Here is a 21,212-nt window from a genome sequence, read left to right as displayed (position 1 = left end):
CCTACTTCAACGAAATCGCCATCCCGCTCAAATCTGCATTCACCTGCAGCCCCACCTGCCGGCCCGTAAGCTCGAGCTGGGCGCCCTTGTCGTTGGTCATGACGATCACCTGCGCCCCCTTGCCGAGCGCGCCGCCACCGCCGGCCGCGCCATAAACGCCGGTCGCATCCCGCACCCTGCGGATATGGCGCACGGTGCCCCGGAAATAGGTCTTGGAAACCCCGAAGGCGAAGCCGCCCGAAACGCCGCCGATCGTGATGGGATAGGAGCGGCCGTGGAAGGTCAGCGTCCCCTCGCCGCCGGAACCGCCGACGAAGAAGGCCGCCTTGTAGACGGCAAAGCGGATCGTGCCGCTATCGGCATGCGCGGCGCTGGCAGCGCTGACGGACACAGTTGTGATGGCCGCAACCGCAAGCGAACGAAAGCTGGACGAGATGGTCATGGTGGGAGCTCCTCAAGTGCGCCGCTTGCCCAGCCGGCAGGCGGCGTCGAATTCGTAACCAACTTGAACAATCTAGCCCGTGATTTGGTTCCAGGCAGGCTGTGACAAGATCCGACGAAACGTGACGTGGTGTACTTTCGGGTTGCGGAGGAGGCGGCGCCTATTTTCTCTTCCTGAGCACTTTTCGCAGCATTAACTTCAGCCGCCTCATCTGGTAATGGCGCCGCAACTTGGCCAGCGCCGACTGGTGGGCGGTGTCGATTGCAGCCAGCGAGTCCGCCTCGGTAGCCTGCGGCAGCGCGAGCAGCGCGTCGGCCTGAAGATCGGCAAAGGGCTTGGGGTCATAGCTGGCGAACGGCGTCGGCGGGTCGCTGAGCACGGTGGGGTTGCTGTTGATCTCGAACACCACCAGCCTGCCGTCGACGAATGTGTAGTCGATGCGTCCATACTGCATATGGGCTTTTTCGAAGACCCGCATGACCGCATTGGCGTCAGGATTCGTATCGATATAGGTCCTGATTTCTTCGATATGCGCCGGCAGCAATTGCTCGGGCGAATTCTTGACGAACCACGATTTCGACATGGCGCAATGCTGGCCGTAGATCGTATCGCCGACCCGAAACGCCGCGTACTTCCTGAAATAACCGTCCATTCCGGGGGTGCCGATCATCTCCACCACCATCGGCCGCACTAGATCGCTACCGTCCAGCCGGGCGATCGCGGCGTCCAGCGCCGGCCGGTCGTGCAGCAGCGGCGGCTCCCTGTAGAGTGCGCCCGTCTCGTCGCGGATGAAAACGGGATAGCGTATCGGCTCTTCCAACTCGTCCGGCCTGAACACACGAAAAGCGTTGCTGCCGTCGGCGTGAAGCAGGCGCAGCAGGTCGAAGCGCTGCAGGCTGGCGGTCGGGTGATTGAGCTGCGTCAGGCCGGTGTTGTCAGCCAGTTCGGCGCTGATGCCGGCCGCGCGGCTCAATTCGTCCGATGTCAGCCGGTCCATGTCGGACCAGATGACCACCCCGGCGCGAACGCCGCGCAGCAGCCCGGCATCCTCGTAGCGCACCAGCCGGAACCACGCCTCCAGGTCAGTCCGGTGATACAGAAGCACCACCGCCTGCGTGTAGGCGTGCTCCCGATGCGCGACGTAAAATATCATGCGTTTCCGTTGTCCGTATGTAATTGCAAAGGGGAACCATGATGATTAGACAGGCTTGTGAAAGCCGTGAAATGGTTCTCGATCCGGCATGCGTCAAACAGGAGATAGAACAGGTTGACGTTTCCGTGAAGCTGCAAACCGCATTGGCAAGAAACTGCCATGCGCCATCAACGCGTTAGAAGTCGAGGCAGCCGACACATGAATTTAGACGATGTTGCGATACCCATCCGCCGGTTAGAGCTGGAAGACATGCCGTTGCTGATGGAGCTTGAGGCTGCCGCCTGGGCAGCCCCGCTGCAGGCGAGCGAAACGACCATCCGCCACCGGCTGGCACTCGGACACACCATGTTCGGCGCGATCGATGGCGATCTGCTTGCCGGCACCATCTGCTTTGCCGAGACCAGCCAGGATCCGCTGGTGCGCGCCGATTTCCCCAGGAATTTCGATGCCTATGCATCGCTGCCGCGCAGCGAGCCGGTTTACGCGCTTTACGCCTACAATCTCTGCGTCCGGCCGAGCCATCGCGGCACCAACACGGCGGTGCGGCTCTTGAAGGAGATGGAGAGCCACGGCCGCCGCCTGGGCGCCAGCTGGCTGATCGGCGATGGCCGCTGCTCGTCCTATGCCGGCTCCTCGGGCGACGAGTATGATCATGTCAAGGCCGATGCGCGGTTCCGCGCCACCATCGACCGCTGGAACCAGACCGGCACAAGACCGCCGCTGGAAGAGATCATCCGCGATCCGCTGCTGCGCATGCACTACCGCGTCTACGGATGCGAGTTCCTCTACGTCATGCCGGACTTCTTCCCGCAGGACGCCACGTCAGGCGGCTTCAGGGTCATTTCAGCCAAGAATCTCAAGGCATGAGATTCGAGCCGTCATGACAGCTCCGCATTTCGATCCGTTCGCGCTCGGCGACGACCCGTTTCCGCATTTCGCCCGCATGCGCGCCGCCGGCGGCATTGCGCGCGGCGTCGCGCCCTATCCCGAGCTGGCCGACGCGCATTATGTGTTCAGCCATGAGCTGGTGTCGGGCGCGCTGAAGCATCCCGCTCTTGTTCAGGCGCCGCCGGGTACATATGAAGAGGTCCGCCGCAAGCTCGTCGACCATGCGCCCATGGCTCTGCTCAGCCGCTCGGTGCTGCTTGCCGATCCGCCTCAGCATGGCGCCTTGCGCCGGCCGGTCGCTGGCTTTTTCTCACGGCCGGCCATCGAAGCGCTGACGCAAGGTCTTCGCGCGCTGAGCCACGAGCTGGTCGAGCGTGCGCTGGCGGATGGCCGCGTCGACGCCGTCGCCGGGCTCGCCGTGCCGGTGTCCTTCTGGCTGCTGCAGGAAATCCTCGGCATCGAGATCGAGGACCCTTGGGCGTTGAAATCGGTGACCCGCCGCATGGCCAGCGCATTCGACCTGCGAAGAGCGCAGCCGCCGGCAGCAAGCGCCGAGGCCTATCGCGAATGCCAGGCTTTTGTCGAGGAGCGGCTGGCTCGACAGGCCTACCGGCCGGACGGAATGGTTGCCGGCATGGTGCGGGAGGTTGCGCAAGGCCGCTGGTCGCGTGAGGACATGGTGGCCAACATCGTCTTCATGCTGTTTGCCGGACAGGAGACTGTCGTCGACGCTCTCGGCAACGCAATTGTTGCGCTGGATCGCTTTCCCGAACAGCGCGCGCTGCTCGAGCGCGGCGCTGTCGACTGGAGCAGCGCGGCGGCCGAACTGCTGCGCTATGGCGCCTCGGTGCAATACGCCGTCGCCCGCATCGCGGCGCAGGACATCGACCTCGGCGACGTCAGGATTGCGGCTGGCGAAGCGGTCGTGCCGGTGCTCGGCAGCGGCAATCGCGACGATGCCGTCTTCGCCGATGGCGACCGGCTGGACCTCACGCGCCCGCCAACCATGTCGATGACCTTCGGCACCGGCCTGCATGTCTGCCTCGGGCAGCATGTCGCCCGTATCGAGATCGCGGCGATGATAGAAGCCCTGTTCACCCGTGCGCCCGGATGGCGGCTCGATGCCGCAAATGCCGAGCGCCGCGCCTCGATGTCGTTTCACGGCATGGCTACCGCGCCGCTGATCCTCAACCCCGCTGCGTGAAAAGCGGCCGCGTCTGGGGCATGACCGCCGGGTCGAGCGACCTGACGATTTCCGAAACCTTTGCCCGCAAGGCGCCCACCGTCGCATCGTCGAGCGGATCGAGAATATCGTTCTGATCTCTCGATACCCGGTACTCGTCCAGCGACGGCGCCTCGCTCGACGGCGTGAAGCCGCCGCCGCGGGCATGCTTGTCGGCCAGTTCCTGCCTCGATTTCACGGCATAGTGGCGGATCCAGCCGATCTTCCATTCCATCGGCATGGCCGCCGGGTGCTTGTCGAGCGTCATGCCGTCGACCAGCGTCCTGCGCAGCGAGATGCGGAAACCGTGCGGGTGCGGCATGAACTGCCCGGGATCCCGCAGCGCCTTGCGCAGCACCGAGGACACGCGGGCAAACGACTTCTTCCAGCGCGCGGTCGGGGCGTCATGCGTGCCGCGCCTTTGAAACCGCACCGTCACCAGTTCGTCGTCATAGGCCTCTTTGCCGTCGCTGCCGAAATTCACCCAGCGAAAGGCGACGCTGCGCACGCCCGGGCGGCTCAAAAGCGAGCGGACCAGTTCGGCTCCGCTCCAGGGCGGCGCGTCGAGCGGCTCGAGGAACTCGTCGGCGTCCATGAAGCCCAGATAGCGATAGCCGTGGAGCAATGCCTGCCAGTAAAGATAGGAATAGGCCCGCCGCTGCGGCAGCACCGTGTCGTGTCGCCAGTCGACCAGCCGGATCCAGCCGGCATCGCGCAACGCCTGGAGCACCGCCGTCTGCGGTCCGGCGCTGCAGTTGTCAGCGATCATCAGGTCGAAGCCATGCAGCTTGTGCCAGGCGACCCACTCGATCACATAGGGCTGCTCCAGCTTCATGATCGCGCAGATCACCGGCCTGTTGACGGAAAACGGAATTCTCATCGCAACGCTTTCCCCGCGCCACCGGCTGCTGCTTGAGGCTCGACCTGCCGGAACGGGATCGCGTCGCCATAAAATGCTGCAAGCTGCTCCGAAGAGCCCGTCCAGTCGCCCATGTCGAACTGGTGGAACCGATAGCGGGGGTCGTCAAGCGGCAGCAAGTCGATATCCGGCCTGATGCGCGGGTCGAATATGCCGGCCACCGGCAGATGGATCGTCCGCGCCGAAGACAACCAACCGGCCAGCCAGGAGAAGCTGCTCACCCCCGTGACGAGATGGCTCGCCCGGCGCAGCGTCTCGAAATCCGTCAATGGCGACGCCTTCGGCGCGAAGACAGCATCGGGAAAACGCTGACGCAGGCGCCGGCAATAATCGTTGTCGTCATGGGTCTGGCCGACGAAGACCGGCTTGCGGCCGCTATCCTTGATGAGCGTCTCGAAGAAGCCGAATGGCATCGGGCAATAGTTGCGGTGGAAGCCGTCGAGGATGTCGCCGGCCCGCACATGGATGACGAGAAAATCGTCGCCATGGGTCGGCGCGGCGACGGCACGCCCGTCGAACAGCCCGGAGACCTCGTCCCGGTCATAATAACCCAGCCGCTGCGCGAAGCCCTTGAAGCGGATGCTCCGCGCCCGCCTGTCGCGGAGCGCGGCTATGATCCCGTCGAGGTCGTAGCGGTGATAGCCGTCGACCCGAAGCAGCCGGTATTTCCACAACAAAGGCGGCCGCACCTTGGCAATGGACCATTCCGGCAGGTCGGCGTCGCAGACATAGCCACCGGGGATACGCTTCGCCAGCACATGGCAAAACATGTACTGGAACATCTTGTTCGCCATGCCGCCAAACGGCTGCATCACGATGGGCACTTGCCGCATTGGACCCCTTTCGCCAAAGACGGTCATTGTTACCCGAGCTGCGCGGGCCGGTCGACTGGCCTCTGACGCCAAGGGCGCATCATGATCGCCGCCGGCAAGCCACCCTCAGGGATAATGCGTCGGCTTTGGCGCGTAGATCTTTGGATCGAAGTCCAGATCCCTCGGCAAGGGCAGGCTTGAGCACTGCAAATGCACCTCGCGTGCGAGCAGCCGGCGCCGCTTCTGCTCATTCTCCTTGATGGCCGCAACGAGCCCCATGCTGTAAGGCCCCAGCACGACGCCGGCGGCCCATCCCGGATGCTCCTTCTCGCGCCGGTCGTAGTTCAAGGCATCCGTGCGGGCCTGCTGGCATTCCGGCGTCGCCCATTTCGGGTCCTGCGGCGAGAGCGAGGCTCCATACTGGACCGGAGACGATACGCACCCTGCCACTGTCGCAGTCAACGCGACGACCATTGCAATTCTCATCCGCAAGCCCCTCCTAATGTAGGAGGCGACTACAAGACGATTCCAGCGGGAAAAAGGCAGCTTCAGGATGCGGATTTTGCAGGGCCGCTCACCCCAGCAGGTTGCGCGCCGTGCGCATGAAGATCTTCGAGCCGATCGGGATCAGATCGTCGGGAAAATCATAGTCGGGATTGTGCAATGACGGGGTGCGCTCGCCCGCGCCGAGGAAGAACATCGCCGACTTCGCCTTGTGGCCGAAAATGCCGAAATCCTCCGAGGCGCGCATCGGCAGGGCTTCCTCGCTGCGCGGCACACCCTCTTCGTCCAACGCGCGGTTGAGATGCTCCACCGCATCGGGCGCGTTGACGCTGGCGACGAAAATCTCATGATAATCGCAGTGCACGGAAAGACGGTGCTCGGCCGCGATCCTGGTGGCCAACGCTTCCGCCGCCGCGACCAGTTCCGCCATGCGCTCGTCGCGCCTTGTACGCAGCGTCGCCCACACCTCGGCGTAGCCGGGCGCGATGCCGAACACGGCCTCGCCCATCGTCGCATGGGTGACGGTGACCATGCTGAAATCATCGTCGGCAAAGGTGCCGCGTCCGAGCGCCGGCAGCAGCGGCATGAGCTCGCTCACCGCCAGCATCGGCGATACGCCGGTTTCGGGCATGGACGAATGCGCGGTCTTGCCGTCCAGCACGATGCGGATGCCGCGCGAGGCGCAGTTGACCACGCCGGGCTTGAGGCGAACCTCGCCGAACGGCACGCCCGGCAGATTGTGCAGGGAGAAAGCAAAATCCGGCGCGATCTCGTCAAAGCGCGCATCGGCGACGACGCCGGCCGCGCCATTGCCGGTCTCTTCCGCCGGCTGGAACATCAAGACGACGCGGCCGCGCGCCGGCCGTTCACGCCCGAGCTGACGGCCGAGTGCGGCCAGGATCGCGGTATGGCCGTCATGGCCGCACATATGCGATTTGCCCGGCACCTGCGAGGCATGGTCGACGCCCGAAAGCTCCTCGATCGGCAGCGCATCGATTTCCGAGCGGAACAGCACCGTAGGCCCTGCCTTGCCGCTGTCATACACCGCTGCCACACCATGGCCGCCAAGCCCGGTCAGCACCTTGTCCGGCCCGGTATCGGCGAGAAAGTCGACAACCTCCTTGGCGGTCTTTTCCTCTTCGTTGGAGATTTCCGGCTGCTGGTGCAGCTTGCGGCGCCATGCCGTCAGCTCGATGATATCGCGATTGGTCAGGGTCATGGCTTGGGCTCCGCTTTGGTGCTGCAGGTTACACAAACACGATAGGGTTTTTCTCACGCCGTGCCATACTGATCAATTCCACTAGTCCATCGGCAAATTCCCGAACCCATGGGTCGGTGCTGGATTCGATCAGTCGCAATTCGCGCTCAAGCTCGCCGAAGCTCGGCTCCTCGATGACGTCTCCAACACCGCTGGCTGAAAGGAGGACCATCCGTTCCAGCGCTGACCCTTCGCCGAGAAGACCGGCAATCAGCTCCCCGAGCGCCGCAATGTGGGCTATGTTTCCGACACGCCAGTCACGCGTTGTGACATCGTCCCAGGTGAGAGTCACGTCTTCGGGATGGATCACCTCGCATTCGCCGTTTTCCGGATCCCGCTGAAAGCGATAGCCGGGGAATTCCCGCTCCATGGTCGAAACGCTTTTAAAAACCGCCAAGTCGAGACCCATGCTCCCTCCCGCCTAACCGAAGATCATCCTTACATTCGGCTCCAACAATCGGTCAAAGCTCTTTTGGACCTATTCTCGAAACATTGGAGAAGAGATGGCCGACCGGTTGCACACTAAGGTCGTCAATCTCATCTCCGACATCTGGCGGCCAATCCTGAGGGGCATGGTGCTCGAGTCCGTGCCAATCTTCAGCAACTAGGCTCCATCCACCCGAAGGAACGGTTTCGGAGCAACAATGGCCAGGCGGTTTGCGTTTCTCTTGGTTCGCGACTTCACGCTGTCGCCGCTGTCGCTGTTCATCGACACGCTGCGGCTCGCCGGCGATGAAGGCGACCGCAGCCGCCGGATCGAGTTCGACTGGGAGATCGTCGGCGAGCGTGGCCTGCCGATCCGGGCGAGTTGCGGTGTCGAGCTGCTGCCGACCAAGGCGATCGGCAATCCGCAGAAGTTCGACAATGTCGTCGTGGTCGGCGGCCTGCTCGACACCAACCGCAGCCTCAGCTCCGAAAAGGAGGCCTTCCTCTTGCGGGCGGCCGAAAAGGGCGTGCCGCTGACGGCACTCTGCACCGGCAGCTTCGTGCTCGCGCGCTACGGTCTGCTCGATGGCTACAGTGCCGCCGTCAGCTGATTTCACATCAAGGATTTCCGCAGCCAATTCCCTGATGTGAACGCCCATGCCGACAGCCTGTTTTCCGTCGATAGGGGCCGCTCGACCTGCGCCGGAGGCACGGGTGCGGCCGACCTTGCCGGCCATTTCGTGTCGCAGTTCATCGGCCGCAAGGCTGCGGAAAAGCCGCCAAGATCCTCGTGCTCGACCGCATCCGCTCGACCCTGGATGTGCAGCCCGTCGGCGATCTCTTTCCGGCCGCGTCGAGCCGAGCGGTGAAACGGGCGCTGCTTCTGATGGAAAGCAATCTCCAGGAGACGCTGTCGGTCGCCGAGATCGCGGGCCGGTTGCATTTATCCCGGCGCCAGCTTGAGCGGCTGTTCGGCGCCGAGCTCGGCATCGGCCCGATGGCCGCCTATCTTGCGCTGCGTGTACATCAGGCCAAGTCGCTGCTGGAGGGGAGCGACTTGGCAATCGGCGACATCGCCTACCGCTGCGGTTTTCCCAATGCCGGCCATTTCAGCCGTGTCTTCCGCCATCAGACCGGTATCACGCCGACCCATCTCAGGCATCCGAACCGAATGTCCGGTGTCTTTGCCGACGGCAAGGGGAGCGGTCCCTAAGCCTATATTGGGGCGTGCGATCTCGCCGTTGGTATGATAATATCATACCAACCTGATAGGAGGGATCCATGTCCGCCACCGAAAAACGCACCTTCAGCCTGCCGGCCGAGCAGGCTGCTTTCATCGACCAGCTCGTTCGGTCCGGCACATACGCGACCAGCAGTGAAGTGATCCGCGCCGGTCTTCGCGCATTGCAGGAACGCGACGCCGCCGTGGAGCGCTGGCTGCGTGAGGAGGTCGCGCCGACCTATGATAGGTGGAAGGCAGACCCCTCCCAGGCCATCCCGGCCGACAAGTCTTTTGACAGCATCCGCGCACATCACGCAGCTCGCCTCAAGGGGAACGTGTGAAGCGCCGGCATGTTGTCCTTTTGCCGGAAGCCCAGACGGACCTGTTATGGATATACGATACGGTCGCTCACGCATCCGGCAACCTCACCGCCCTTCGCTACATCGAGCGGATCGAGCGATTTTGCCTGGGTCTCGACCATGCCTCGGAACGCGGAACCCTAAGGGATGATGTGCGGCCGGGGCTTCGCATCGTGGCTTCGAGCGCCGCCTGACTGTGGCCTTCACCGTAGAAGGCGACCAGGTGGTGATTCTCAGGGTGTTCTACGGCGGCGTCAACTGGGAGGACGAGTTGGCGCCTATCGCTCCGTGAACGCCCGCGCGAACGAGTCCAGCATCGGCCGCGCCAGATATTCGAGGAAGGTTCGGTCGCCGGTGCTGATAAACGCCTCGACCGGCGTTCCCGGGTAAAGCTGCTCGGCTTTCACGCCCTGCGGCAGCGTGTCGGTGATCTTCAGCCTGGCGCGGAAATACGCCTCATGCGTGGTTTCATCGATCAGCCGGTCGGCGGAAATTTGCGTCACCGTAGCCGGGACCTCAGGGGTGAGGCGCGCGTTCAGGGCGGACAGCCTGAGCTTCGCCGGCTGGCCGACGCGAACCAGGTCCACGTCTTTCGGCCGCAGCTTCGCGTCGACGATGAGGCCCGACGCGGTCGGCAGGATCTCCATGATCTTCTGCCCCGGCGCAATCACGCTGCCTTTGGAGTTGTAGATCGAGGATACCACGATGCCGGCTGCCGGCGCCTTGATCGTCGTGCGCCCCAGCACCGCCTCGGCTGCGGTGATCTGTTCGCCGATGTCGGCCAGGCTGGTGCGAACCTCGTCGAGCTTGGTCAGCGCGTCCTCGACGCGCTGCGTGGTCGCGCGCTCGACCTGCGCCTGGGCTTCGACGATCTGCGTCTTGGTCGCTGCGATATCCGCCTCCAGCGCGCCGGCCTGGCCGACCAGATCGGCCTCGCTGCGCAGAAGCTGCGAATATTCGCTGCGGTTGGTGAGACCCTTGTCGAGCAGGCCGGTCTTGATGCCGAGTTCCTTCTTCACGATCTCGGCCTGTTGCTGGATGGCGAGTTTCTGCGCCTCCAGTCCCAGCGCCGACTCACGATGCATGGCGACGCGCTGCGCCAGGATCGACTGCTCGGAGCGGAACCGGGCGAGCCTGGCCTCGAACTCCTTCTGCTGTTCGTGCACCAGATTGTCGAAATCGCGCTGGAACGGCGCGGGTGCTGCTTCGGCGATCGGCGCCAGCCTGTCCGATCCGTCGCGCTCGGCCTCAAGTCGCGCGGCACTTGCCCTGAGCGCGATCGTCTGTCTGGTCAGCCGGTTGAGGTCGGTCTCGGCCGCCCTGCGGTCGAGCAGGACCAGCGGTTCGCCTTGTTGCACGCGGTCGCCTTCATGCACCAGCAACTGCTCGATGATGCCGCCCTCGGGGTGCTGGATGAGGATGTTGCCGCCCGTCGCCGAGATCGTGCCGGAGGTGATCACCGCGCCGGAGAGCGGCGCGTTCGCCGCCCAATGGCCGAAGCAGCCGACGAAGAGCGCTATGGCCACGTAGCCGACGACGGCCATGCGGCGGAAGTCGGTGCGCGGTCGACCTTCGAAGGCGAGGCTCTGCTGCATCATCGTCTATGACCCGAAGCGGACGCTGTGCGGGCGCACGGTCGGCACGAACGAGCCTGTCACCACCGCGCTCCCGGCCTTGCCGGCCGCCGGTTGCCTCAGCACCTCGCTCGCAGGGCCGAAAGCTTCGACCATGCCGTTGCGCAGGACCATGACGCGGTCGCAGGCCGCGGCGATCGAAGGGCGATGCGTGATGACGACTGTCGTGACGCTTACACTTCGCGCGGCCGAAAGCATCCCTTCGAGCGCCGCCTCCCCACTGCCGTCGAGATGGGCGTTGGGCTCGTCCAGCACCAGCATGCGTGGCTTGCCGTAGAAGGCGCGCGCCAGCCCTATCCGCTGGCGCTCGCCGCCCGACAGCACGGTATGCGACGGGCCTATCATGGTCTGATAGCCGTCGCGCAGCGTGAGAATCAGCTCATGCGCCTCGGCGCGCCTGGCCGCTTCGACGATCGCGGCGTCATCGGCGTTGGGTTCGAAGCGGGCGACATTTTGCGCGATCGATCCCGGGAAAAGCTCCACCTCCTGCGCGAGATAGCCGATATGCCTGCCAAGCTGGGTTTCGTCCCAGCTCCTCAGGTCGGCGCCGTCGACCCTGACCGCGCCGCCGGTCGGCTGCAGCGCGCCCACAAGCAATTTCGCCAGCGTCGATTTGCCGGCCCCGCTCGGGCCGACGATCGCCACCGCTTCGCCGGCGCCGATGGCAAAATTCAACCGCTTGAGGATGGGCTCAGTGCCGAAAGCCGCAGTCGGCGCGATGAAGAACAGATCCTGCACCGAAATCGCGCCCAATGGATCGGGCAGTGCGAGCTTGCGCCCCTGCGCTGGTTGCGCCGCAAGGGCGGTGTCCAGCCGCTTCCAGCATCGCGTGGCGTCGACGATCTGCCGCCAGGATCCGATCAGCTGGTCGAGCGGCTGCAGCGCGCGCGACGACACCAGCGACGAAGCGAAGATCATGCCGGCGGTCATCTGCCCCTGCAGCACCAGCCACGCGCCGGCGCCGAGGATCGCCAGTTGCAGCATCATGCGCAGCGCCCGCGACGTCGCGCTGAAGATCGCATTGGCGCTTCCGGAACGGTCATGCAGGGTCAGCGCCTCAGCAACGTGCTGTCCCCAGACCGCGGCGGCATTTTGCACCATGCCCATGGCGCGCAGCGTGTCGGTGTTGCGGGCGAAGGCCTGCTCCACCTGGCTGGCCACCGCCGAGCGTTCCGCCGACATGGCATCGTTCCTGCCGATGGCAAGCTGGTTGGCCACGACCAAGAGAAACAGCAGCACGGCGCCGGCGAGCGTCAGCCAGAACAGGACGGGATGGATGAAATAGAGCAAGGCCAGGAAGACGGGCGCAAACGGCAGGTCGAACAACACCGCCACGCCGCGCGACCTGATGAAGGCGCAAGTCGTGGCAAGGTCGTTCAGCGGCGACAGCCCGCTGCCGGCATGTCTGGCGCCAAGCGAGGCGGCGAATGTCCGCGCGCCCAGTTTCTGGTCGACGGTGGCCGCAACACGTTGCGCGTAGATGGCGCGGACCGCGTCCAGCAGGCCGAGGAAGGCGAGCGCGACGACCGCCATGACCGAGAGATAAAGCAGCGTCTCGACGCTGGAGGACGGCAACACCCGGTCATAGACCTGCAGCAGATAGAGCGGGATCACCAGGAGCAGGATGTTGATCAGCAACGAAAAGATGCCGATATCGGCGATGCCGCGCAGGAAAACCGGGCGCAGGCCGATGGCCGCATCCCTGAGTGGCGCGCGGTCCCGTGACATCTAGACCGCGTGCTCGGCTGTCGTGCTCAGATGGCTCTGCTGCAAATCGTTCAGCGTATAGGCGTGGATATAGTCAATCTTCATTTGCGCGGGCGTCGCCAGATGGTCGGGCGGCGCGCCGGCTTGACCGCCGACCGCAAGGTCGACCAGCATATACATGGGCTTGTTCATATCGGACGGCGTCGCCGCTTCCGCGACCTGGACGCCATCATAGGTCCAGACCAGCTTATCCGGCGTCCACAACAGGCCATAGGTGTGATAGCCGTCGGTGTTGGAGACATTCACCGTCGACCCGACCGTGGTGTGGGTTCCCGTCTCATTTGTGTGCGCGGTCATGAGAAGCGCATTCGGGTTCTGCCCATACATTTCGATCACGTCGAGTTCCGGGGGCCATGAACCGTCTTCGGGCAGAAGCCAGAAGGCCGGCCACGCGCCGGCGTTTTCCGGGAGATCGGCCCGCATTTCGAAATAGCCATAGGTCTGCGAGAAGGTGTCGTGCGTCGTCAGTATGCCGGAAGTGTATTCGTAATTGTTGATCAGCGGCTTGATGTCGTCGGGCGCATGCGCCGCGGTTATGGTGAGCACGCCGCTTGCGACGCTGAACGGATGGACCGAGCTGGTCGGCGCATAATTGGCGTCGATATACCATTGCAGCTCGCCGTTCTGGGGCTGCGAGCTGCCGTTCTGCGCCCCCCACCAGAAATTGGAATCCCAGATGCCGCTCTGGCCGTTCCACAGCCTCAGCGTGTTGAAATCGTCGTTGAAGGACAGCGTCATGCCGGTCTTGTCGATCGGCAGCTCGAACTGCCCGGGCTGAAACTTGTCGATCGTGGTGTTGTGGAACACCAGCACCTCGCTCGAGCCGAGGTTCAGCTGCACGTTCGATCCCACCTGGACCATATTGGCGTGGACGGCCTCGAACGAGGTGAAGGTATAGCCGTTGAGGCGCACCGTGTCGGTCGCGCCGAAATCGGAGATCAGGTCGCTGCCATTGCCCTTGGTGACGATGAAGGTGTCGGCGCCGGCGCCGCCGATCAGCACGTCATTGCCCTTGCCGCCGTCCAGCGTCTGGCTGCCAGCGCCGCCCGTTATGATGTTGTCCTGAGCATTGCCGAAGGCATAGTGGCCGTCGCCGGTGACGACGAGGTTCTCGAAATTGGCGGGCAGCTTGTAGCTCATCCAGGTATCGATCGTGTCGACGCCCGCGCCGTAGTTCTCGACCGCTTTGTTGATCGTCGAATAGAGATGGTAATAGTCGTCGCCCGCGCCGCCATACATGGTGACCTTGACGTTGGTGTCGCCCCAGAAGGAATCGTTGCCCGAGGTGCCGTAGCGGTAAGACGCGCCTCCAGTCGCCGAGAACCAATGGGTGGAAGCGCCGGTATAGGGAAGTGGAATGCCTTTGGCGTTGAGGACTGTGGCCATTCCGACACTCCTTGCGCGTGCTGCCTTGGTCGTTCGACAACCTTCGAGCGACCATTTCGGATCAACTCTTAAATTGATCCGTCGTTCCAGGGAATCATTCTATAGTACACCAAGGAGATCGTCGTCCGTCATTTAATAGATAATGCCGAAGGCGTTAAGCCGATCCTAATACAACTTTGTAGGAGAGACTTACAATTTTAATAAATTGTGAGATCCGCGCCGAAAAGTTAAGCAATCTGTCAATGATGCATGCAAATTTGACGCGACACGGCCGCCTGCCTGAGGCGGCGGTCGAAGTCGTGGGCGGATGGCCGCCGGCAAAGGGCTCAAGAAAATTTGACAGGCTGTGTCGGACCGGGTGAGGTTCACCCGTCCTTGGGGCATCGAACAACGAAACCACAAAGGATACCGAAGAGATGCCAAGCACCGTACGTTTGCACCGCGTTCTGACGACCAGCCCGGAGAAGGTCTACCGCGCATTCATAGAAGCCGACGCGCTGGCGAAATGGCTTCCGCCGAACGGCTTCACTTGCACGGTACACAGCTTCGACGCGAAAGTCGGTGGCGCCTTCAAGATGTCGTTCCGAAACTTCACGACGGGCGGCAGCCATTCCTTCGGCGGCGAATATCTCGAACTCGTTCCCGGCGAGCGCCTGCGCTACACCGACAGGTTCGACGACCCCAATTTGCCCGGCCAGATCGAAGTGACCGTGCTCCTGAAGAAAGTGTCGGTCGGCACGGAACTCGACATCACGCAGGCCGGCATTCCGGACGTTATTCCGGCCGAAGCCTGCTATCTCGGCTGGCAGGAGTCGCTGCGCAATCTGGCAAAGCTCGTCGAACCCGAGATCAATCAGTAGAGCCCATCGATCGGCGGCGCCGCCCAGCCAGTCCGCGCCGCCGACAATGCCGAGCCGAGGACTCATCCCTCACGGCCCGGTGCAGATCGGCAACGGTTGTGGCGGCGGTGGCGGGTTGTCCTTGGCGTATTGCGCGATGATCGGCTCAAGGCTCTTTCGCGGCCAGAATTTCGGCTTGCCGATCTCCTTCAGGCAGGACGCATTCCAATAGGCGCCCGATTTACCAACGGCGGCGATGTCGCGCGATTCCGGGTAGATATAGAGCGTCGTCGGATTGCTCTTCACCATCGAAATGATCTGGTCGGCGTCGGACGGCGACCAGCTGGTGCAGCCATTGCTGCGGCCGCCGGCGTAATCCACCAGCTTGCCGTATGGGACGAAGCCGTCATGGTCGGCATAGGAGCTGTTCGGGTTCTTGCGCAGGCACATGCCGCGCAACAGCCGCGCCGCGTGGCCGCCGATCACCCGCTGCCTGGCATTCGCCGTCTCGCCCTCACCGTCGAACTGGATGAAGGTGCGCAGCAGCGCCTGGTCCTTTTTTGCGCCGATGCGGTAAAAACCCTTGAATGAGGTCTTTGCCTCGCCGGTCATATAGGCGCCGCCGGTCGTCAAGGACGAGTCCAGCGCATTGCCGAAGTTTTTCGCGCAGCGCTTCCCGTTGGAGAAATCGACCACGCCCTTCAGATTGCGGCCGCCGCCATGGCCCGACGAGATCGCCCTGAACGACTGCTTGGCCTCGCAAATGACGTAGTAGCGCCGCCCCAGCACGCCATTGCCGAGATCGCCGGGGCGCGTCGCATCCATGGCGAAATAGCAGCCATTGTGGACCGCGCCTTGCGCGACCTTCTTCAGGTAAAGCGCGCGCGCCCGCTCCAGCACCACTTGCGAAATCTCGCCGTCGTCATTGCCGACGTGGGCCTGCAGCCACGCCGGTAAATCGGAGGACGCGGCAAAAGACCGGGCAGACATCGTCAAGGCGATGCCGGCGATGGCGAGGAGGCCAAAGACAAAGACAGCCAGAGATTTCAACCGCACCGGACAACCCTCCCGCCCGAACCGTTCTGCGATTCTCGGAAACCCATCATAAATCGTCGCGCGCCGATCGGCGAAACACATCTTGTTCAGAACCGCGCAAGCAAGTCAGGTAGCTGCCTGTTCGCCTTTCACAGCGCCAGGCTGCCCTGTTCCGCCTCCGCGGCATTGGGGTCGCCCGGCGCCGTCGCCCAGGCGAGCTCGACCAGCGTCACCGTGCGGCGGCCGGTGCCGTCGAGCTGGCAGACGATGAGGCCCTGCTCCTCGATATAGGTGAGCAGCCGCCGGGCGCGCCGCAGCGAATGCGAGCCGTAGGCGCGCGCGATCGCCGCGTCGCTCGGGCACGGCCAGCCCTCCTTGGCGGCGCGGGCGATCATCATGAACACGCCCTGCATGTCCTCGGGCAGCAGCGAGGCGCGCACGGAAACGTCCTGCCAGGCGTCATCGCCTGCCATGTCGGCGCCGAGCCCGGCGCGGGCGCGCGTCAGCATGCGACGGAATTCTGAGAGGTCCGGCACCACCGAAGCGAGGCCTTCGATGCGGCAGCGGACGACGAACTCCTGATAAAGCACGCCGATGACGCGGAAACCCGCATCGGGCTGCGCCAGGATGGCGCGCAGGACACGGTCCACCCGCTCTCGCCGCTCGGCCATATCCTCGGCGCTTACCGCCGGTTCCGCAGGTTCGGGGCGGATGTCCATCGCCGCCGATTTGGCCGCCATCAGCTGGTCGAGCAGCTCCGGCGACGCCATCCGGCGCGGCGCGCGGATCGTCTCGGGCGGCGGCGCCGCCAGGATGATGGCGCGTGCGTCTTCAAGCGCTGTTTCCGGCATTGCCATCAGCCGCGGCGTACCGTTGCGCGGGCTGGTCTCGGTCTGGCCGATGCGCACGCCGAGCGGGCGGCGCGACAGCGCCGGTCCCAACGCCATGAAGTGCCCGCGCTCCAGGTCTCGAAACGCCTCGGCCTGACGCCGTTCCATGCCCAGAAGGTCGGCGGCGCGCGCCATGTCGATATCGAGGAAGGTACGGCCCATGAGGAAGTTGGAGGCCTCCGCCGCAACATTCTTGGCGAGCTTTGCCAGCCGCTGCGTGGCGATGATGCCGGCAAGGCCACGCTTGCGGCCGCGGCACATCAGATTGGTCATGGCGCCGAGCGAGAGCTTTCGCGCCTCGTCGGACACTTCGCCGGCCACGGCGGGCGCGAACAGCTGCGCTTCGTCGACCACCACCAGCATCGGATACCAATGCTCGCGGGCAACCTCGAACAATCCGCCGAGAAAGGCAGCGGCGCGCCGCATCTGGTTCTCGGCATCGAGCCCTTCGAGATTGAGCACCGTGGAGACGCGGTGGATGCGCGCCCGCTCGCCGGCTGCTTGCAGGCCACGCTCCGTATGCTCCTCGGCATCGATGACCAGATGGCCGTAATGGTCACCCAGCGAGACGAAATCGCCTTCCGGGTCGATGATGGTCTGCTGCACCCAGGGCGCGCTCTGCTCCAGGAGCCGGCGCAAAAGGTGCGATTTGCCGGAGCCGGAATTGCCTTGCACCAGAAGCCGGGTCGCCAGCAGCTCCTCAAGGTCGAGCGCCGCCGGCGCACCCGCCGTCGTCTGTCCCATCTCGATGGCTACGGTCATGTCACGACTCTCCTTGCGGACAGGGCTTATCAACCCGGCCGCGAGCCGTCGAGCGCGCCATGGCAACTCGCCCGCTGTTCCACACCTATGCTGCCAAAGCGCCACACATCAGCCCATCTGCCCATAGGAAGGCACATCAAGCGGAGTTGACCGGCGGCAGAAGCGGCGCTTCCAGCCCGTCGAAGGGATCGCGCCAGGCATCGATGGCTTCGAGCCGGCGATACCAACCCAGAACAGAGGGATAGTCCGCCAGCGGCAGGCCGGCTGCATCGTTGAACGGCAAAAACGTCGCCATGCGGAAATCGGCATAGGAGAGCGACTTGCCCACAAGCCATGGCCGCTTGGCGAGCTCCGCCTCGAGAATCGCTGCCGCGATGCGGAACTCCGCCAGCCCCTCCTCGACCTTGCCCTGGTCGACGGGCCCAATCCCGTAGCGCTGCTTGGTTCCGCGCTCGAAATGCACGGTGTCGCAGGCCCGCACGAAATTTTCCTTGCCCCAGCTTAGCCAGCGGATCATGTCGGGTTGGTCGCCGCCGCCGCGCCAGAAATCCGAACCCGCTTCGCGCGACAGAAGGCAGGCTATGGCGTCGGCTTCCCACAGGCTGCCGCCCGGCCATGCCAATATCGGCAGGGTAAGATTGGGATTGAGCTGACGAAACCGCTCAGCCTGCCCGGGCGCCATGGGTGCCGCAAACTCACACTCGACCTTGGCCTGCAGATGACGTGCAGTTGCAACCGCGAGGCGCGGATTGGGATTGCGGCTGAAGTACAGTTTCATGTCCGGTCCTGGATGCTGTGGGCTCGATCCTATCAAACACGCAACCGTGCCCTCCAGGCAATCTGGTCGGACCACGATTCCGCTGGCACACGCCGTCGTTCGGCGTATTATTTCCTTCGGGAGAGGGTTCTTGGCAGGAGGAAGCCATGAACGTAGTGCCGAGCGTACCTGTCATCGACGTGACAACCCAGAACCTTGTTTCCTCTGCGCTTTCCAGATTCCGCGCCGGCGATACCGTCTCGACTAGAGCGGCGCTCGACGCCATCCGCCGCATGGATCCAACCTGTGTCGACAGCGACGACGATCTCGTCGAACTCGTGGTCATGGCGGCAATTGGTAAGACCATGGCGGTCGTGTTCGACCACCGCTCCCGCTAGCCCTGTTGGACGAACCTGTCCCGTTCAACTCGCTTGAGCTCGAGTGAGTTCGGTTGGCGAGCTTTTACAACTGCAGCCCGGGAGGCGCACGTCTTCGTGCGCGAAGGCCGGCAATAGCATAAGCGGGCAAGACTCAGATCCCCAAGGGATGCGGCATGTAGCCGACGAAGCCGCCGATCTTCCAGTGGCCCGCCACCTTCCTGCAAAAATACAGCGTCTGCCATTTCAGCTTGTCGACGCTGCCATCGGCCTTGGCCACCGAGCCGTTGAACTTCTTGTGCAGCACGGCGCGGTCGCCATCGACATCGATGTCGCGCATGTTGGTGACGCGAAACAGCGCCTCGCGCAGCGGCTCGGCGAATCTGGCCGCCGCCGTCTCCTTGGCCTGGCGCAGCCATTCGTCGCGATAGACGGCAAGGCTCGGGAATTGCAGACGCCAGGCGTCGGCATCGCTGAGGAAATGCGCATGCATGCCGAAGAAGCTGTCGGCGAGGAAATTATCCTCGACCATCGACCAGTCCTGACGGATAAAGGCGTCGATGTCGCGCCGCACCAACATTTCCCAGAGCGCGTGGCGATCGGCATCGCCCTCTGGAAACGGGTTCTTGTCGAAGGTCATTGAAATCTCCTGTCGGGAAAATGCGACGCGCAAGATGCTGGCGAGCCTGCGATAAAGCAACACGCGTTTGGAAAAATGCTGCTTTCCAAAAAGCCCCCTATGAGGATCACCGGGACAGGCGTAGAGCGGTCGTCGAAAACGGGGCGCGGCCCGCCATTCTGAACAGGAGTTTCCTTTGCCTAAAGAGTGTTTTGGAACATCCCACGTGCCGCTGTCGCCGGCCGTGCGCGCCGGGGATTTCGTCTACATCTCAGGTCAGGTGCCGGTCGACAGCGACCGCATCGTGGTCAAGGGCGGCATCACCGAGCAGACCGAGCAGGTGCTGCAGAATGTGAAGGCGGCACTCGCGCTGGCCGGTTGCACCATGGACGATGTCGTCAAGACCACGGTCTGGCTCGAGGACGCGCGCGACTTCGGCGCCTTCAATGCCGTCTATGCCAAGCACTTCCCGAAGAATCCGCCGGCCCGCACCACGGTCGAATCGCGGCTGATGATCGACATCAAGATCGAGGTCGAAGCCGTCGCCTACCGACCGGTTTGACCAGTCGGGGCATGATCCCGAAAGTGGAAACCGGTTTTCTCGGACAAACGGAAACCGTTTTGTCCAGAGATCATGCCCCAAAACGAAGAGAGGCAGGCGCCGATGCAGTTCGATCTCCTGATCAAGGGCGGCCGCCTGATCGATCCGGCCTCGGGCCTGGACGCGCCGCGCGATGTCGCCGTTGCGGGCGGTCGCGTCGCGGCCATCGAGACTGCCATCGACGCCGAGCATGCTACGCAGGTCGTGGATGCCAGGGATTGCATCGTCACGCCCGGCCTCATCGACCTGCACAGCCATGTCTATTGGGGCGGCACCTCGCTGGGCGTCGACGCCGACCGGCTGGCGGCCAAGAGCGGAACCACCACCTTCATCGATGCCGGCAGCGCCGGCGCCGGCAATTTTCTGGGCTTTCGCCGCCATGTCATCGAGCGCTCGAAGGTGCGTATTCTCGCCTACGTCAACATCTCCTTTGCCGGCATATTCGGCTTCTCGCAAAGCGTCTCGGTCGGCGAATGCAGCGATCTCAGGCTCTGCGAGCCACGCGAGACGGTGGCCGCGGTGCGCGAGCACGCCGATGTCGTCGTTGGGGTAAAAGTGCGCTCCGGCAAGCATGCCGGCGGCGCCAGCGGCATCGCCCCGGTCGATCTTGCGCTGGAAGCCGCCGACCAGGTCGGTCTGCCGCTGATGGCGCATATAGACGAGCCGCCGCCCGGCCGTTCCGAGGTGCTGCCACGGCTGCGCCGCGGCGACATCCTCACCCATTGTTTTCGGCCATTCCCCAACGCGCCGGTGTTCGCTTCCGGCGCGGTGCGGCCGGACATGCGGCTGGCCCGCGAACGCGGTGTCATCTTCGACATCGGCCACGGCATGGGATCGTTCGACTTCGCCGTGGCGAAAGCGATGCTGGCCGAGGGCCTCGCGCCCGACGTCATCTCCAGCGACGTGCATCTCTACTGCGTCGACGGTCCGGCCTTCGACATACTGGTCTGCATGTCGAAGCTGATGGCGCTGGGCATGCCGCTGGTCGAGGTGCTGCGCGCCGCCACGCAAAGGCCAGCCGAGGCGATCGCCAGGCCGGAGCTTGGGACGCTGAAAGTTGGCGGTGTCGGCGATGTCGCGGTGCTGAGACTGCGCCCCGGGCGCTTTACCTTCGTCGATGCGGTCGGTGCGGCGCTGATCGCGGATCAGCGGCTGGTCTCAGAAGGCATTGTTATCGGCGGTGTCTGGTGGCCGAACGAGGCGCCCGACCACAACGAGACCGAGCGCTTCGAGCCGCATGCGGCACATACGCATGTCGAGGTCGCGGCACGGCATTTCGGGCGTGGATAATCTCCCTCCTTGAGGGGGAGATGGCCGGCAGGCCAGAGGGGGTCGGTTCG

At 63.9% G+C, this 21,212-nt stretch carries 24 protein-coding genes; 10 read left to right on the top strand and 14 right to left on the bottom strand.

Annotated elements, in window-relative coordinates:
* Position 1: 1 nt before the first annotated feature.
* Positions 2 to 442, bottom strand: a complete 441-nt coding sequence (locus NKI61_RS22480) for a lipid-binding SYLF domain-containing protein (RefSeq protein ID WP_023686526.1) — start codon at positions 440 to 442, stop codon at positions 2 to 4.
* 160 nt (positions 443 to 602) lie between these two features.
* Positions 603 to 1,595, bottom strand: a complete 993-nt coding sequence (locus tag NKI61_RS22475) for a hypothetical protein (RefSeq protein ID WP_023710848.1) — start codon at positions 1,593 to 1,595, stop codon at positions 603 to 605.
* A gap of 198 nt (positions 1,596 to 1,793) precedes the next feature.
* Between NKI61_RS22475 and NKI61_RS22470 the strand changes: the two genes are divergently transcribed.
* Positions 1,794 to 2,462 (top strand): GNAT family N-acetyltransferase, encoded by a 669-nt coding sequence (locus NKI61_RS22470; protein ID WP_031199642.1) that lies wholly within the window; start codon positions 1,794 to 1,796, stop codon positions 2,460 to 2,462.
* A 13-nt stretch (positions 2,463 to 2,475) separates the two neighbouring features.
* The gene (locus NKI61_RS22465; RefSeq protein WP_023710847.1) at positions 2,476 to 3,687 is read left to right on the top strand and encodes a cytochrome P450; all 1,212 of its coding nucleotides are present in this window, start codon (positions 2,476 to 2,478) and stop codon (positions 3,685 to 3,687) included.
* Here the strand turns inward: NKI61_RS22465 and NKI61_RS22460 are convergent.
* The 5 genes from NKI61_RS22460 to NKI61_RS22440 form a co-directional block, all read right to left on the bottom strand.
* Positions 3,671 to 4,585: a glycosyltransferase family protein gene (locus tag NKI61_RS22460; RefSeq protein WP_023710846.1), complete on the bottom strand. Its 915-nt coding sequence runs from the start codon at positions 4,583 to 4,585 to the stop codon at positions 3,671 to 3,673. The two genes, NKI61_RS22465 and NKI61_RS22460, sit on opposite strands and share 17 nt — an antisense overlap.
* Entirely contained in the window at positions 4,582 to 5,457 is an 876-nt protein-coding gene (locus tag NKI61_RS22455; RefSeq protein WP_023710845.1) for an alpha-1,2-fucosyltransferase, read from the bottom strand. The genes NKI61_RS22460 and NKI61_RS22455 overlap by 4 nt, the downstream gene beginning before the upstream one ends.
* A 105-nt stretch (positions 5,458 to 5,562) precedes the next feature.
* Positions 5,563 to 5,922 (bottom strand): hypothetical protein, encoded by a 360-nt coding sequence (locus NKI61_RS22450; protein WP_023710844.1) that lies wholly within the window; start codon positions 5,920 to 5,922, stop codon positions 5,563 to 5,565.
* An 88-nt stretch (positions 5,923 to 6,010) separates the two neighbouring features.
* Complete coding sequence (locus tag NKI61_RS22445; protein ID WP_023747058.1) at positions 6,011 to 7,159, bottom strand: amidohydrolase; 1,149 nt, start codon at positions 7,157 to 7,159, stop codon at positions 6,011 to 6,013.
* A 28-nt stretch (positions 7,160 to 7,187) separates the two neighbouring features.
* Positions 7,188 to 7,607 carry a hypothetical protein gene (locus NKI61_RS22440; protein WP_023683109.1) on the bottom strand — a complete coding sequence of 140 codons (420 nt, stop codon included), beginning with the start codon at positions 7,605 to 7,607 and terminating at the stop codon, positions 7,188 to 7,190.
* 235 nt (positions 7,608 to 7,842) lie between these two features.
* Between NKI61_RS22440 and NKI61_RS22435 the strand changes: the two genes are divergently transcribed.
* The 4 genes from NKI61_RS22435 (at position 7,843) to NKI61_RS22420 (ending at position 9,399) form a co-directional block, all read left to right on the top strand.
* Entirely contained in the window at positions 7,843 to 8,235 is a 393-nt protein-coding gene (locus tag NKI61_RS22435; RefSeq protein WP_245272515.1) for an AraC family transcriptional regulator, read from the top strand.
* 179 nt (positions 8,236 to 8,414) lie between these two features.
* Positions 8,415 to 8,837: a helix-turn-helix domain-containing protein gene (locus tag NKI61_RS22430; protein ID WP_352788443.1), complete on the top strand. Its 423-nt coding sequence runs from the start codon at positions 8,415 to 8,417 to the stop codon at positions 8,835 to 8,837.
* Positions 8,838 to 8,905: 68 nt separating this feature from the next.
* A complete protein-coding gene (locus tag NKI61_RS22425) occupies positions 8,906 to 9,187 on the top strand; it encodes a type II toxin-antitoxin system ParD family antitoxin (RefSeq protein WP_023669694.1) in 282 nt (93 codons plus the stop codon).
* Positions 9,184 to 9,399: a type II toxin-antitoxin system RelE/ParE family toxin gene (locus NKI61_RS22420; RefSeq protein WP_348528155.1), complete on the top strand. Its 216-nt coding sequence runs from the start codon at positions 9,184 to 9,186 to the stop codon at positions 9,397 to 9,399. Before NKI61_RS22425 ends, NKI61_RS22420 begins: the two co-directional genes overlap by 4 nt.
* Positions 9,400 to 9,483: 84 nt before the next feature.
* Here NKI61_RS22420 and NKI61_RS22415 read toward each other — a convergent pair whose 3' ends face one another.
* From NKI61_RS22415 to eglC, 3 genes are read right to left on the bottom strand one after another with little or no spacing between them, the layout of a single operon-like run.
* On the bottom strand, positions 9,484 to 10,803 hold the full coding sequence (locus NKI61_RS22415) for an HlyD family type I secretion periplasmic adaptor subunit (RefSeq protein ID WP_023740859.1): 1,320 nt from the start codon (positions 10,801 to 10,803) through the stop codon (positions 9,484 to 9,486).
* A gap of 3 nt (positions 10,804 to 10,806) precedes the next feature.
* On the bottom strand, positions 10,807 to 12,567 hold the full coding sequence (locus tag NKI61_RS22410; RefSeq protein WP_023714106.1) for a type I secretion system permease/ATPase: 1,761 nt from the start codon (positions 12,565 to 12,567) through the stop codon (positions 10,807 to 10,809).
* A complete protein-coding gene (eglC, locus tag NKI61_RS22405) occupies positions 12,568 to 13,992 on the bottom strand; it encodes an endo-1,3-1,4-beta-glycanase EglC (RefSeq protein ID WP_023714107.1) in 1,425 nt (474 codons plus the stop codon).
* Positions 13,993 to 14,408: 416 nt separating this feature from the next.
* On the opposite strand from eglC, the gene NKI61_RS22400 reads away from it, so the two are divergent.
* Complete coding sequence (locus tag NKI61_RS22400) at positions 14,409 to 14,852, top strand: SRPBCC family protein (RefSeq protein ID WP_023714108.1); 444 nt, start codon at positions 14,409 to 14,411, stop codon at positions 14,850 to 14,852.
* Between the two features lie 69 nt (positions 14,853 to 14,921).
* Here the strand turns inward: NKI61_RS22400 and NKI61_RS22395 are convergent, their stop codons facing one another.
* The 3 genes from NKI61_RS22395 to NKI61_RS22385 all read right to left on the bottom strand — a co-directional run bounded on the left by NKI61_RS22395 (position 14,922) and on the right by NKI61_RS22385 (position 18,296).
* Positions 14,922 to 15,887, bottom strand: a complete 966-nt coding sequence (locus NKI61_RS22395; RefSeq protein ID WP_023714109.1) for a hypothetical protein — start codon at positions 15,885 to 15,887, stop codon at positions 14,922 to 14,924.
* A 128-nt stretch (positions 15,888 to 16,015) separates the two neighbouring features.
* Positions 16,016 to 17,518, bottom strand: coding sequence for a helicase HerA domain-containing protein (locus NKI61_RS22390; protein WP_352840871.1), 1,503 nt, complete (start codon positions 17,516 to 17,518; stop codon positions 16,016 to 16,018).
* A 136-nt stretch (positions 17,519 to 17,654) separates the two neighbouring features.
* Positions 17,655 to 18,296 (bottom strand): glutathione S-transferase family protein, encoded by a 642-nt coding sequence (locus NKI61_RS22385; RefSeq protein ID WP_023710834.1) that lies wholly within the window; start codon positions 18,294 to 18,296, stop codon positions 17,655 to 17,657.
* Positions 18,297 to 18,442: 146 nt separating this feature from the next.
* Between NKI61_RS22385 and NKI61_RS22380 the strand changes: the two genes are divergently transcribed.
* Positions 18,443 to 18,673, top strand: coding sequence for a hypothetical protein (locus tag NKI61_RS22380; RefSeq protein ID WP_023669703.1), 231 nt, complete (start codon positions 18,443 to 18,445; stop codon positions 18,671 to 18,673).
* Between the two features lie 133 nt (positions 18,674 to 18,806).
* On the opposite strand, the gene NKI61_RS22375 is transcribed toward NKI61_RS22380, so the two are convergent.
* On the bottom strand, positions 18,807 to 19,292 hold the full coding sequence (locus NKI61_RS22375; protein ID WP_352840868.1) for a hypothetical protein: 486 nt from the start codon (positions 19,290 to 19,292) through the stop codon (positions 18,807 to 18,809).
* A gap of 175 nt (positions 19,293 to 19,467) precedes the next feature.
* Here NKI61_RS22375 and NKI61_RS22370 point away from each other — a divergent pair, with 175 nt between their 5' ends.
* A complete protein-coding gene (locus NKI61_RS22370; RefSeq protein ID WP_023707576.1) occupies positions 19,468 to 19,833 on the top strand; it encodes a RidA family protein in 366 nt (121 codons plus the stop codon).
* Positions 19,834 to 19,935: 102 nt separating this feature from the next.
* Positions 19,936 to 21,162: an amidohydrolase/deacetylase family metallohydrolase gene (locus NKI61_RS22365; RefSeq protein WP_023726473.1), complete on the top strand. Its 1,227-nt coding sequence runs from the start codon at positions 19,936 to 19,938 to the stop codon at positions 21,160 to 21,162.
* Positions 21,163 to 21,212: the final 50 nt, after the last annotated feature.

Source organism: Mesorhizobium sp. M0514, assembly GCF_040321145.1.
Taxonomy (GTDB): Bacteria; Pseudomonadota; Alphaproteobacteria; order Rhizobiales; family Rhizobiaceae; genus Mesorhizobium.
This window is presented reverse-complemented; position numbering and strand designations above follow the sequence as displayed.